The organism is Boseongicola aestuarii, assembly GCF_900184815.1.
GTDB classification, from domain to species: Bacteria; Pseudomonadota; Alphaproteobacteria; order Rhodobacterales; family Rhodobacteraceae; genus Boseongicola; species Boseongicola aestuarii.
In genome coordinates, this window is the sequence record NZ_FXXQ01000030.1 from 1 (window position 1) to 11,376 (window position 11,376).

Annotated in this window: 12 protein-coding genes; 5 read left to right on the forward strand and 7 right to left on the reverse strand. The window is 53.7% G+C overall.

From position 1 onward, the window contains the following. Positions 1-238: 238 nt before the first annotated feature. Both BOA8489_RS19380 and BOA8489_RS19385 read left to right on the forward strand, forming a co-directional pair. Positions 239-1,654: a hypothetical protein gene (locus BOA8489_RS19380; RefSeq protein ID WP_093975964.1), complete on the forward strand. Its 1,416-nt coding sequence runs from the start codon at positions 239-241 to the stop codon at positions 1,652-1,654. Between the two features lie 376 nt (positions 1,655-2,030). Then, positions 2,031-2,759, forward strand: coding sequence for an SGNH/GDSL hydrolase family protein (locus BOA8489_RS19385; protein ID WP_141138344.1), 729 nt, complete (start codon positions 2,031-2,033; stop codon positions 2,757-2,759). 114 nt (positions 2,760-2,873) lie between these two features. Here the strand turns inward: BOA8489_RS19385 and BOA8489_RS19390 are convergent, their stop codons facing one another. After that, entirely contained in the window at positions 2,874-3,755 is an 882-nt protein-coding gene (locus BOA8489_RS19390; protein ID WP_176440385.1) for a LysR family transcriptional regulator, read from the reverse strand. 96 nt (positions 3,756-3,851) lie between these two features. Between BOA8489_RS19390 and BOA8489_RS19395 the strand changes: the two genes are divergently transcribed. Next, positions 3,852-4,133 carry a DUF1330 domain-containing protein gene (locus tag BOA8489_RS19395; RefSeq protein WP_093975974.1) on the forward strand — a complete coding sequence of 94 codons (282 nt, stop codon included), beginning with the start codon at positions 3,852-3,854 and terminating at the stop codon, positions 4,131-4,133. 791 nt (positions 4,134-4,924) lie between these two features. On the opposite strand, the gene BOA8489_RS19410 is transcribed toward BOA8489_RS19395, so the two are convergent. Both BOA8489_RS19410 and BOA8489_RS19415 read right to left on the reverse strand, forming a co-directional pair. After that, complete coding sequence (locus BOA8489_RS19410) at positions 4,925-5,311, reverse strand: DUF6481 family protein (protein ID WP_093975968.1); 387 nt, start codon at positions 5,309-5,311, stop codon at positions 4,925-4,927. A gap of 309 nt (positions 5,312-5,620) precedes the next feature. Then, on the reverse strand, positions 5,621-5,827 hold the full coding sequence (locus BOA8489_RS19415; protein WP_093975969.1) for a cold-shock protein: 207 nt from the start codon (positions 5,825-5,827) through the stop codon (positions 5,621-5,623). A gap of 468 nt (positions 5,828-6,295) precedes the next feature. On the opposite strand from BOA8489_RS19415, the gene BOA8489_RS19420 reads away from it, so the two are divergent. Then, entirely contained in the window at positions 6,296-6,712 is a 417-nt protein-coding gene (locus BOA8489_RS19420; RefSeq protein ID WP_176440386.1) for a universal stress protein, read from the forward strand. Between the two features lie 7 nt (positions 6,713-6,719). Here BOA8489_RS19420 and cls read toward each other — a convergent pair whose 3' ends face one another. Both cls and BOA8489_RS20975 read right to left on the reverse strand, forming a co-directional pair. Then, on the reverse strand, positions 6,720-8,168 hold the full coding sequence (cls, locus tag BOA8489_RS19425; RefSeq protein WP_093975971.1) for a cardiolipin synthase: 1,449 nt from the start codon (positions 8,166-8,168) through the stop codon (positions 6,720-6,722). Positions 8,169-8,474: 306 nt separating this feature from the next. Beyond that, complete coding sequence (locus tag BOA8489_RS20975; RefSeq protein ID WP_281256214.1) at positions 8,475-8,600, reverse strand: hypothetical protein; 126 nt, start codon at positions 8,598-8,600, stop codon at positions 8,475-8,477. Between the two features lie 287 nt (positions 8,601-8,887). On the opposite strand from BOA8489_RS20975, the gene BOA8489_RS19430 reads away from it, so the two are divergent. Next, complete coding sequence (locus tag BOA8489_RS19430) at positions 8,888-10,072, forward strand: phenylacetate--CoA ligase family protein (protein WP_245814001.1); 1,185 nt, start codon at positions 8,888-8,890, stop codon at positions 10,070-10,072. A 227-nt stretch (positions 10,073-10,299) separates the two neighbouring features. On the opposite strand, the gene BOA8489_RS19435 is transcribed toward BOA8489_RS19430, so the two are convergent. Together BOA8489_RS19435 and BOA8489_RS20645 are read right to left on the reverse strand one after the other, a co-directional pair. Continuing rightward, positions 10,300-11,115, reverse strand: coding sequence for a CPBP family intramembrane glutamic endopeptidase (locus BOA8489_RS19435; RefSeq protein WP_093975972.1), 816 nt, complete (start codon positions 11,113-11,115; stop codon positions 10,300-10,302). Further along, positions 11,105-11,376: hypothetical protein (locus BOA8489_RS20645; RefSeq protein WP_217897978.1), on the reverse strand; the 272-nt coding region annotated here is incomplete at its 5' end. The genes BOA8489_RS19435 and BOA8489_RS20645, both read right to left, overlap by 11 nt.

Consider the following 11,376-nt stretch of genomic DNA (forward strand, 5'->3'; position numbering starts at 1 on the left):
GTCTTTGCCGATATCAACGCCAACTGACATCAGCTCATCAAAGTCATTCTTCGCCATGCTACTTCTCCTTTTTGCAGTATAGGCCAAGCCTAACCTGCTGGGTGAAGCAGCCGGTACATCCCATTAGTGGACCCATTCTAAATGGATTTCAGTGATCGAATGAAGGGGGATTGAGCCACGTCAACTACGGCGTTTTGATCTATGCTACAGCCGATTTAGGTCTCACGGAAAGGGTTTTATGTCTATGAATCTTGGTCGACACGCGGCAGCGATTTTCGTCATGGCGTTTTTCGTCAGTGCTCCGGCGGCAGCAGGAACCGAGGAAGAGTTTGGCGATCTACTCGAAGTAGGTCGCACAAAAGATGCACTGGTGCTCGCCGAGAACTGGGTTCGAGTTGAGAATTCTCAAAAAGCCAAGTTTGCGCTCGGAACTGCTCAATTCCTATACGCAATCGAGCGATTGGGAAATGGGTTCCATGCGTTTGGTCTGGGTAATGCCTTTTCAACCGGGATGTGGATGGACCTTGCGGATCTTCCATTCCTGAGAGTTCCGGTGCCTGCAAACCCAGACCCACAGCCGGTAACATATAGTGGGTTGCGCGATCTCCTAGAAAGATTTGGTGACGACCTTTCCTTGGCTGACATGACTCTCGCGGGCATTGGCCCTGAAGAATTTGACTTTGCATTGGACTTTGGCGCCGTTTCACTCGACTTGGATGGTGATGGTCAGGTTGGGCCGAATGAGCACTTAGTCACTCTGTTCTCAGCGGTTTCTCAAATGAGAGCTCCTGCCGACGGTCTTTTGTTTGATCTTGACCAAAGCGATGCTCCTTGGCTCCGTGGCTATACTCATCTTTTGAGAGCAATGACCGAATTTCTGCTGGCGCACGATTGGCACCAAACCTTTGACGAAACATTCCACTTCCTATTTCCAGACTCCGAACTGAAGTCCTCTGACATTCGCAGGTCAGCCACAGACGCCTTGATATTTTTGGAACAGCATGAGCCCCCTACTAGCTACTGGGAGGCCACTAGGTCCTATCGTTGGGGTGACCCAAACAAGCCCAGTCGCGAGACTTGGGAACGCACGCCCCAAGGTCGCGAATGGGCGAAATGGGACGAAGAATACGGAACGGAGTATCGCCGGGCGGAGAATTTCTTGGAATATGGGGGCATTGCCGACATCGTTGCGTTCATTCACCGTTTCGATTGGCCAATCGTCGACGAAAGCCGGATGGAAAATTCTCGTATACATCTATTGACGATGATTGATCTAAGCAGAGAGAACTGGCGGCGCGTGCTCCAAGAAAGCGACGACAAGTACGAGTGGTTGCCTTCCCCCAGACAAACTCCAAGGTTTCCAAGAATGCGAGTTAGTCAGGAGGTTGTTGAAGGTTGGCACAGGTTTCTTGAAACAGCCGAAGATGTACTTGAGGGTCGCAAGTTAATTGCCCATTGGCGTTTCTTAGATAAAGGCGTCAACGTGCGGCTCATGTTCGAAGATCCGGGAACGTTTGACCCGGTAATGATCGCACAAGGGGCGGCGGTAATTCCCTACCTTGAGAAAGGTGAGATGGTCTCAGCTCAGACCGCCGAGACTATGTTCGACATCTTTGAGAGGGGTTTTTTCGCCTACTTCGTTTGGTTCAATTAACTGTCAAGTTCTTGGCCAATCGAGAAATTTCAACGTCCGTTCCGTCCCGCAAGGCAGTCATTGGTGAACACTGCAGCGAATGACTCTTTTGAGCCCAAAGCGGACCCCGCTCTCGAATTCAGCGGTCGGCCGGTCTAGGCCAAGGCTGTCATTCAACCAGGCGCAAAGATGCTCTCGTTCGGCCCCCAAATTTCTGCGTTTGGCAAAGCACAAATGCCATTGATTTTCGTCAATCGGTCTTTGTGCAAGCGGGTCTAGAATAACTGGCCTGATAGCCTCCTTTCGCGAAAGGAGAGGAATTTGAAGAATTCAGAGACTCACAAAAATATCGCGTCGCATAGAGACGCAAGTGAACTCTGTTGTGGTGGAGCCTGAGATGTTGGACGTCGCGGCCCAAATTCTGTTATTTCCGGTGCTGGTTATTCAAGGTGCCTTTGTGCGACGATCCGCGTTGCGCTTGGCTGATCCAGCCGGTCATCGCCGTGGCGTCAGCGGGCGAGGACCAAACATGAGCTTGTTGATCATAGGCGATAGTTCTGCTGTGGGTGTGGGCACGTCGCATCAGGAAGAAGCGCTAGCGGGCCAAATGCGCAAAAGGCTATCGCAAACAAACACGGTCTATTGGGCAGTTGATGCCAAAACCGGTGCAACAACTGCAGATACGATCGCCCGTTTACGAGAGAGCCCAAATCAAAAGTTTGACATCGTTTCGGTTTCACTTGGCGTCAACGATATCACAACGCGCGTGCCTCTAGCAGTTTGGCTGCGGCAATTTTCAACCTTGCTGGAACTTGCAGAGTCTAAGTTTCAGGCCGAGGTGATCTGCGTATCGGGCATTCCCCCCATTCGATATTTTCCGCTACTGCCGCAACCGCTCAGATGGGTGTTGGGCGCGCAGGCGAGGCGATTTGATTGTGCACTGCGCAAACTAGTGGCGGATCGTACAGGATGCAGATTTGTCGAGATGGATTTTGAGCCTGATATCGCGCAGATGAGCCCCGACGGCTTCCACCCCGGTCCAAAGGTATATTCAGAGTGGGGCCGTAAAGTGTATCGTGCCATTCGATATGACGCCAAGCGATTAAGATGCCCGTCAGAAAATTAAAAGTGCATCGTACTGTGTGCAGCGGCCATTGGTAGGCAAAGCAGCGAAAGCCCGACACGAGCCCAAAGTCCCGAAGCTCTGCACTGCGGCCAAAGGCTGCTCTAGGGACGTTGATCAGTCTGCTTGGCTAGTGAAGATACTACGTGACCACTTACTATGAGCAATCAGCACCTCACGAAAAGCCTGTGCCTTTTTTGACGTCCAGACGTCCGGGTGTCCCACCACCCAAATATCAGAGTATGGTTGCGGTGGAAGCACTGGAACTATCTCTAATCCTGAAGTAGTGCGCCCAAGAAACAACGGCACGCGTAGGACACCAAGTCCTGCCTGCGCGGCTCCCAGCATAGCGACCATATCGTCGAAGCGGAAACGCACGCGATTGTTTGGGAACATGGGGCTGGTGCCTTTGGGTACGTTCGGGAAAGCATCATAAACAATCCAATCGATCATTTCAGTGGGATGGGATCGGATATGATCAGCCAGACGCGGGCTCGCAAAACTGGCTGTCTCCTGTTCAAGCAGTCTTAGGCCCTTCAGGGTATCCCCCGGATTTCTGCTGATACGAATGGCGAGGTCGGCCTCAAGCCGGGTTAAGTCCAGGATGTCATTGGTCGCCAGAACGCGCAGTTCGATATTTGGGTGCGCTTGGTCAAAGTCATCCAACACGGGCGCTAGAAAACTCGAAATCAGAAGCTGAGGCGCAGTAATCGTGAAAGTTCCGGACAGCTCGGTGTCCGCGCCTTGTAGATAGCGCCGCAGATCGAATTCAGACGTCTCCATTTTTTCGGCGTGGGATGCAACCACTTTGGCGATCTCGGTCGGCTGATACCCATCTGCCAAGCGCTCGAAAAGGATCTGACCGAGTGTACTCTCTGCCCGTCGAACGCGGCGTGCTACTGTTGTGTAGTTCACCTCCAACGCATTGGCGGCGCCAGCAAGTGTTTGATGGCGCACCAACATCAGGACTGTTCGCAAGTCATCCCAAATCAATGCCATACGAGCGTTTTCGCATGTAACTTATGCAAAATCACGCGTTTTCGCATGCATAGCAACGGATTACTTTCTGATGTCAGAGAACAAAAGGATGTCATCATGATTTACGCATACGCAAAGCTGACCGTGAACGACCCCGCGGCACTTGGACAATATCGCGAAGTGGCAGGAGCAGCGCTCGCGAAACACGGCGGAAAAGTGGAAAGTGCCACCAAAGACTTCACCGTTTTGGACGGAGCTCCAGACAAGCCAGATACGGCAGCACTCTTGAGCTTTCCAAACAAGGCCGCTGCATTGGCTTGGGCGAATGACGCACAGTTGGAAGATGTGCACGCCTTGCGCCGCAGTGCGGGCGGTTCCGATATTTTGCTTTTGGGTTGAGATTGGCAACAAAAAAGAAAATCGCCAGCGGACCTTCAATCGCAACTTGAGAAGGTCCGCTTGGTCCGCTTAGCAGTCGTTGGTGCCTCCTGCAGCGAATGGCTGCTCCGAGCCCAAAACAGCCGTTGAGCGGTCGAACGGCCCTTGCTCCCCGCATGTCGGCTTATTTGCCTTTTCTCTCGCCCAAAGAGACCGGCGTTTTTGCACCGGAATTGGCTGTTGCCAGCGTCCTAGGCTTCTCCTGCTTTGGCTTTTTTACTTCCCTGTTCCCACGTGTTTTGTTGCCTTTTCCCATCACGAATTCGCAGATGATGCGGGCTAGTGGGGCGAAACCGGCTTCGAAGGCGGCATTGCAGTCCGCTTCCAAGTGTTTCGCGAAGGCCGGGGCTTGCCCGGCGTGGCCAGAAACTCTTTCAAATCAAACTGCTTTTTTGGGGACGAAACGCCCATAAGTTGTCCTTTCGCGGTGGTGGTTTCGAAGATCGATCGTGATGGCCAAGTCACTGGCTTGAGCGGTTTGGCAAAAGGCACGATTTTCGAAAAAGATCTGAGCGACTGGCCTTCGAGACAGTTGCGTCAATTAGGTCCGGCGGTTCCGGACCGTGCTTATTACATGGTTACGGCAGCCCGGTATTTCAACAGAACGACCGCATCACGCAGATCTCTTGTGCAGGTTGCATGAATGACAAGTTCGTCCCGCATTGTAATCATTCAGGTAAAGCGCAGCGAGTGACTGTTTTGAGCCCAAATTGACGAACTTTGCTTGACCAAAAGCAACTACTTGGATCTGGTCAGCGTTTCCGGTTTCGCCTCGCAGCATAGCGTCGGTCCCGTTCTGCCTTGCGCTCCGCTTCCCGGTTTGCCGTTTGCGCCAGGGCTTGTTTGGCAGTCTCGGCAAGTTCCGCTTCAAGGGCCGCTTCTCGTACGGCGGCTTGCTTTTCCTCGCGCTTGGCATCCTCAGCTTGCTGGCGCTCGCGCTCTTCTTTTTCCTGCAGCAACGATGCCGCCTTGGCCTGTTGCTTAGCGTCGCGGGCGGCGGCTGCTTCATCTCTTCTGGCGCGCTTTACCAGTCTCTCCGGGTCATCCGCTGCTTTTTGGAAACTCTCAAGCCTATTCTGTTTGGCTTCAGACGCGTTCTTGAGGCGCACGTCTAGTCGATCTCGATCAGTCTTCTTCATTTATCTTTTGGCTCACATTTGAATGGTGCAGGGATCAGGGCGCGCGCACGCCGCATCGATGCGGCGACCTCTCGAGCAGTCTCCGGATCAGCCCATTGGGATTCCAACCCGCACATGATAAAATGATGCAAAGCATTGGTGGCGCTCTCTTCGCGATCGTCTGGCGTGATTCCGAACGAAATTGAAAGGCGCTGCACAATACACTGAGTACGAATAGCTTAAGCCCCCGCATCGGACTTCGAAATCGGGCGCATCGTCTCCGATCCGCCCGCCAGTGTCTGTCAGATTGGTCCCCTACAGGGAACGGCCTCAAGCCAATGCTAGATTGGCTGCGTTTTCGCGACCATCGCGGCCGGACTCAATATCGAAGGTAACTTTTTGATCGTCATTCAAGCCGGTCAGACCAGCTTGCTCGACCGCTGAGATGTGCACAAACACATCCTTGCTGCCGCCTTCAGGGGCTATAAACCCAAAACCTTTTGCAGAATTGAACCATTTTACGGTGCCATTGGCCATCGTAGATCTCCTTATTGCTGCCCACGGAATGTGGCAGGTCGGCTATGTCAGTGCTAGATCGCGACACTGAGCCGTAAGGAGCAGATTCTCGAAAAAGATAACTTAACTCGTTCGACGTAGACCCTCAGCCCCAATTGAGCAAGCTTTGTTTGCCAAAGCTCAGGCAGCTACATCTTTCGCTTGTTGGCGTTACGACCCAAGATACTTTGCAAGAATGCGGCTTTTGAAAAATGTTGAGACATTACCTGGGCTCCGGCTGCATATCCAAAAAACTCTGGCGCCAGGGCAATGAACGACAACATTGCTTCAGGGCGAAGGCTGCTATGTCCGCAAAGCGGACCTTGATGCGCCTCACAGCGAAGGTCTGCTATGCGGACGAAGCGGACGTGCTCCCGCCCAATTGACAGGGATCAACGTTCGCTAGGGCCAGTATTGCTAGCATCACCAAACGCTAGAAAGGGAAGTCCAATGTATACAAAAATCCTTGTTCCCGTTGATTTAGATAACGTCGAAAGGCTCTCAAAGGCGCTCAATCTCGCGGGTCAAACTGCACAGGCGAACCACGCTGAAGTAGTCTATGTCGATGTCGTGGACGCTGTTCCGACCATGTCTGTACGTACCGAAGGTGACCGGATGGCAGTGCGCCTCAAAGACTTCGTGGCCGCTCAAGCCAAGCAATATCACATCAAAGCCAACGACCATGTCGCACTGCGCGGCGACCTGCATTTGAATGTTGGCGCGGATATCATAAAAGCCGCCAAAGAAGCTGATTGTGATCTGATAGTGATGGCGAGCCACTTGCCCGGTCTTAAAGATCACATCTTTTCATCGAATGCGGGTTACGTCGCTTCCCACGCCCCTATGTCCGTGTACGTGGTGCGTTAGGATTCCATCACAGTACTGGACCCAACATACCCACAGCGTTGTTCCAAAGTTTTCGAGGGCGGCTCCACCCTGCAATCTCTTCCGTCCCAATTAGCCGCGATGCCGCAATGTAGCTTTCTTGTCTTGCTTCGAGGCTTGAAGTGAGCTCGCGGTCCTGCAGAAGTACATTGTTCTCGTAGTTCAATTCGAAACTCCGACGGTCGAGATTGGCGGATCCAATCAACGCCACCTCTCCGTCGAGGGTAAGGATCTTCGCATGCAAAAGGCCATTCGGATACTCGTAGATCTGAACCCCCGCTTCGGTCAAATCTCGGTAGTAGCTCCGGCTGGCTGCTGCAACAATCCAGGAATCATTTCTTGCCGGTAGCATTAATACCGTTCGCACGCCTCGCCGCGCTGTCAGGCAAAGAGCGTCATGCATCGCATCGGATGGGACGTAATAGGGCGTCGTGATCAAGAGTTTTTCCCGGGCCGCATGAATGAGGACCTCGAAGACTTCCGGCATTGCCGAGTTCCGGATCGTCGGCCCCGTACCGATCGCCTGTGTAACGATACTTCCGCCTCCCTTAGGCAAAGAAATTTCGCGGACATAATCTAGGATATCCTCGTCGGTATGCGCCATCCAGTCCTCGACAAACAGATATTGTGTCTGGATAGCTACCGGACCTTCAAATCTGACCATCTGGTCTACCCAAGGCGCGAAACTAGGTTTGATCCGGAATTCCGGATCAGCACAATTTGGACTGCCACAATAGGCGACAGCATTGTCTACTACTGCAATCTTGCGGTGGTTTCGAAGATCGACCCTTCCACGGACTGGGTGCAGTATCAGTCGGCTAACCGGGAGCGCTCGCTCTGTTTTGACGCCGGCCTCCTTCATGGCCTGCCAATGTGTCGACCGAATGAACTTCCGAGAACCAATATCGTCGGCCATCACGCGAACGGTTACTCCGCGGCGGGCCGCTCTTTGCGCAGCTTCCGCGACCTTGAGTCCGTTCGTGTCGTCGAGCCAGATGTAGAATAGCAGATGAACCGACTCTTGTGCGGCGTCGATGTCGGCCACCAAACAACGAAACGCTTCGTTGGTGTCTTCCATGAGCCGTCCTCGACTGCCACCCAACGGACCAAGACCGTTGACTGACTGCCCCAAGCTAAAGAGGTGCCTATACCTTCCCTCCACTTCGTCGAACTGACCCTCGAACAGGTCTGCCGCCGCTTCCTTGCGTACGCGACCAGTAATCAGGTGGTATTTCTCAAGACGTTTCCGCCCAATGCTCGTTTCACCAAAGAGCACGTAGGCGATCATTCCAATCGTAGGAATAGTAAGGATGACGAGTACCCAGGCCGCACGCGAAGATGCCTCGCGATGCGGGCGTAGAAGCGCCCGAGCCACGAACGACAACTGAAGGGCAATATGTCCTAGTACGCTGGTCAGTAGAATGACTTCGTTTGTCATCGATGCCGAAATGAACCCCGTTGAAATCTGGTTTGGACCATGACTAGCATTAAGCCATTGCTTTTGAGAAACTATTTGATGATCTGCATGACCCTCCGCCCACCCAGATTCTGACAACCAGATAGCGGCTGCGTATACTGCAATGACTATCCGACGCTGTTTCTAGAGAAACTCATAAAACCTAAAGGGGCTGGGTGCGCGCTGCGCGCTCTACGGCTCTAATGTTGCTGGACCGGATAGGCACTACCGTCGATATTTCTCAATGGTCCTCATTTTTAGGCCATGCCCGCTTTGGGCTCTGAGCGGTCATTCGCTGCGCTTTACACCAATGACCGCCTTGCGGACGGAGCCGACCTTCGGTGCCAATGCCCATGTGTCCGCTTGCCTTTTGGCGGCGTCGCCAAATGCCTGCGCGACAATCGTGTTTGACATTCGTCATTTGGCGGAACGCGACAGTGTGATCTCCAATGAAAAAGGTCCTCGAAGCGGGACAACTTTGATGAGATTGGGCAATCGGTATGCATTTCAGTCTTCCCAGAGCATTGGGGTATATGGTCGGCGGTCTGTGGACAGGTTGGGGCGGACGCAGGCGAGTTGAAACAAAACAACTTCGCAATCTACGGCGGCTTGTGGAAAGGGTGCGACGCGACTCCCCACTGTTTCGTCGACTTTATGAAGTTCTGCCACCATCAGACGAAATCGAACTCGGCGACTTACCGGTGACTCGCAAACCAGAGCTTATGGCGGAGTTCGATGACTGGCTTACAATCCGTTCCCTTCCGCTCGACAAGGCGCGCGAACATTTGAGGGACCTTGGAAAGGTGGGTGTGCCAATCGACGATGTTGCCGTTTTTCAGACATCCGGGACATCGGGTGAACCTGCGGTCATCGTGTTGTCTGAATCGTTCGTGGAATATGCTTTTGGCATCATGCTGGCACGCTTTGAACGATATCATCGGAAGCTTGTGCGAGACGTCCGCAAGATTGGCGACAGGGTAACGATCACTGGTGGGAATGGTCACTTCGCTGGAAACGGGTTCAATAAGCTTGTGCAACGGTTGAACCCAAAATTGGCGAAGGGGTTTGGGGTAACCTTCGTTGAAGCCGAGCAACCGATTGATCAACTCGTTGACAGACTGAATGCGATTGGGAACGTCGCCTGGATCGTGACTTACCCCAGCGTGCTGGCCATTCTGGCACGGGAAAAGCAGGCTGGGCGGCTGCGGATTGACCCTGTGCTTTTTACCAGCGGAGGCGAAACACTGACAGATGATCTGCGCGAAATGGTCAGGGGGGCCTTCCCATCGCTGAAATACGGAATTGCCGATCCTTATGGGTGCACTGAGTGCCTGGCGCTTTCGTTCGAGTGTAGTCACGGGCGGAAGCATGTGAACGAGGACTGGGTCATCCTCGAAGCAGTCGACGAAGCGATGCAGCCTGTGCCGGACGGCACGTTATCGACGACCGTTCTGCTGACTGTCCTAGCCAATGAAGTTCAGCCGTTTATCCGCTATGATCTCGGCGACTGTGTCCGGTTCGACGAGGCCCCGTGCGGCTGCGGGTCGCCGTTTCGCAGTATTCAGGTAGAGGGACGTCAGGCGACGCTTGTTCGTGTTGGCGAAGTGACGCTGTCTCCGCTTGTCTTCGATCTTGAGCACGATCAGGCTCAGCGTATCCAGCTGGTCCAGACCGGCGAGCGGGATTTCGAGCTTCGCATACAACTGGCCGAGGGCGCGGCGGAAGGGCCTGTCTTTCAAGAGGTAATCGCGTCCGTGAAACGGGTTTTTCGCGACAACGGGCTGGATGATGTCTCCGTGGGGACAGGCGAAGCACTTCCCGAGTTCACTGCGAGCGGCAAATTCCATGAAGTACTGCCTTTGCGAAACACCGGTTCACCAACATGACGTAGCCCGGAAACCGCTAGACGACCTCTGAGCAAGCAGGATTGTGCCTTCTAACTCCGAGTTGAGGGTTTCTCCCCCTCTCCTTGGGGGACATTCATGGTGGCGCCCCAGATGATCGAAATGGGCTCAAAACAGTCATTCTCTGCGCTTTTGCTGAATGACTGCTTCGCGGGACGAAGCTGCCGTCGCGAGCAATCCTTGGAAGGTCCGCTTCTGGTGAGCCCGTATCAGCGTCGCTTCCGAGCAAACGTCATCAAAGCGGCTACAACGATATTCAGCACGACGTAAAGATAGAGCCCAGTTTGTGGGCCGTCGGCATCGAGGCGGTAGACGGGCAGAACCACAAGCACTGTGTTCTGAACGCCGTGCATAATCCATGGCACGGAGAGCCTGTAGCCCGAGAGCTCAAACAACCAAAGCATCTGGACTGAGAACGCCATGGTGAAGATCACGAACACCGTGAACGGGATGTAGATGTGCGGGTCTCCAGGCATGATCCAGAGAGGCAAATGCCACAGCCCCCAGATCGCGCCGAGCAAAAGGCTTCCCCAGACAAATCCCAAGCGCGTCTGCATTGGACGTTGTGCATAGCCGCGCCAGCCGAATTCCTCTTGGCCGCCTCCAAATACCATCATCGATAGAAAGGCCGGAATTAGCCAGATTATTGCCGGGTATCCCAAGTCTTGAGGAACCATGCTTCCGGGCAATTCGTCTATACCGCTCACAGAAACCAGAGCCACCGCCAACCCAGCGAGTGCGATTGGCAGCAAGAATGCGGCGACGAGAACAAGTGGTTTCATGCGAAAATCGAAACCACTCTTGATCAACGCCCAGGCCGCTTGCCACCCCCCCTTTCGGCCAAGCAAAAATAGCGCGGCGATCAGTGGACCAAAGGTAGAAGCGAAACTCGCGAACCCATTGTATCCGTCACCGCCAATCGGTGTCGTTACTCCAATCCATGTAAGAAAAGTTGGAATGAAGAACGCCCAGGATATTGCGAACGTCAGTACAATGAAGCTCGCTATCGATCGTTCATTCTGCATGATTTGCCCCCTTCCCAAGAGAGAGCGTAGTTGAATGCGTGCGCGCTGTCACCGAGCGGCAAGCTGAAGCGTCACCCCGCGCAGGCATCGCTTCTGAGAACCAGACGTTCGGGACCCTTGCAGCATGTGACACATTGGGCTCCAAGCCGTCATTCGCTGCACCTCGCACCAATGTCCGCTTTGGAGTGTAGCCGTCTCTCATGAACCACTGGACTTCTCGCACGAACAGAGCGTCACTGACGGTGACCTGATCTCCCCGCC